This is a genomic window from Streptomyces sp. 13-12-16 (assembly GCF_002114215.1).
In the GTDB taxonomy this organism is placed as follows: domain Bacteria; phylum Actinomycetota; class Actinomycetes; order Streptomycetales; family Streptomycetaceae; genus Streptomyces.
The window spans coordinates 515-2042 of the sequence record NZ_NCTE01001351.1 but is presented as its reverse complement, the minus strand read 5'-3'; the positions used below and the strand labels follow the sequence as shown (position 1 = coordinate 2042).

Genomic DNA, 1528 nt, shown 5'->3' with positions numbered 1-1528 from the left:
CGGGCCGTCGCGGACCGGCTCGCCCGGGCCCGCGGCCACACCGGACTGCCCGCCGTGCTCGGTGACGCCGAGGGCGCCGCGCACGCCGTGGTCGCCGCCTACGACGGTGTCACCACCCGGCTGCTGCTGGACCGGGACGTCGCGGGCGCCCGGGCCTGGCTGAAACAACTGCTGACCGCGCTGCTCACCGGATAACAGTCACCGCGCAACAGGAAGGGACGGTCGCCATGGATGCCGACGTCATCGTCGTCGGAGCGGGACTCGCGGGCCTCGTCGCGGCCCACGAGCTGACCAGCCGGGGCCGCAGGGTCGCCCTGGTCGACCAGGAGAACGCCGCCAACCTCGGCGGGCAGGCCTTCTGGTCCTTCGGCGGGCTGTTCCTCGTCGGATCGCCCGAGCAGCGGCGCCTGGGCATCAAGGACTCCTTCGACCTCGCCTGGAACGACTGGCAGGGCAGCGCGGGCTTCGACCGGCTCGACGACGAGGACACCTGGGCGGTGCGCTGGGCGAGGGCCTACGTCGAGTGGGCGGCGGGGGAGAAGCGGTCCTGGCTGGACGGCCACGGCATCACCTTCCTGCCCACCGTCGGCTGGGCCGAGCGCGGCGACCTCCGCGCGGACGGACACGGCAACACCGTGCCCCGCTTCCACATCGCCTGGGGCACCGGGACCGGCGTCGTCGCACCCTTCGTCCGGTACGCCCGGCAGGCCGTCCGCGACGGACTGCTCACCTTCCACCACCGCCACCGGGTCGACGAGCTCGTCGTCGAGGGCGGCACCGCGCGCGGGGTGCGCGGCACCCTGCTCGCGGAGGACGACGCACCGCGCGGTGTCGCCTCCAGCCGCGAGGCGACCGGCGAGTTCGAACTCACCGCCCAGGCCGTGATCGTCACCAGCGGCGGCATCGGCGCCGACCACGACACCGTCCGCCGTCACTGGCCCGAGCGGCTGGGCACCCCGCCCCGCGAGATGGTCACCGGGGTCCCGGCCTACGTCGACGGGCGGATGCTCGACATCAGCGCCCGCGCGGGCGTGCGCCTGGTCAACCGGGACCGCATGTGGCACTACACCGAGGGCCTGCGCAACTGGGACCCGATCTGGCCCGGACACGGCATCCGGATCCTGCCCGGACCGTCCTCGATGTGGTTCGACGCCCTCGGCCGCCGGCTGCCCGACCCCTGTCTGCCCGGCTACGACACCCTCGGCACGCTGAAGCACCTGCGCACCACCGAGGACATCGCCGGACACGACCACTCCTGGTTCGTCCTCACCCAGCGGATCATCGAGAAGGAGTTCGCGCTGTCGGGCTCCGAGCAGAACCCCGACATCACCGCCAAGGACCGGGCCGGCTTCCTGCGCACCCGTGTGCTGGGCAAGGGCGCCCCCGGCCCGGTGGACGCGTTCCTGCGCAAGGGCGCCGACTTCGTGACCGCCCCCACCGTCGAACAGCTCGTCGAGAAGATGAACGCCCTCACCGACGAACCGCTGCTCGACGCGGCCGTCCTGCGCCGCCAGATCGAGGCCCGGGA

General features: G+C 73.4%; 1 protein-coding gene and 1 pseudogene. Both read left to right on the top strand.

Features of this window, described 5'->3' with window-relative positions; translation table 11 throughout:
- Window positions 1-195, top strand: a pseudogene (locus tag B7767_RS40775) (TetR family transcriptional regulator); the annotation flags it as partial.
- A 32-nt stretch (window positions 196-227) separates the two neighbouring features.
- A partial coding sequence (locus B7767_RS40770; RefSeq protein ID WP_085576291.1) for an FAD-binding dehydrogenase occupies window positions 228-1528 on the top strand: 1301 nt, incomplete at its 3' end.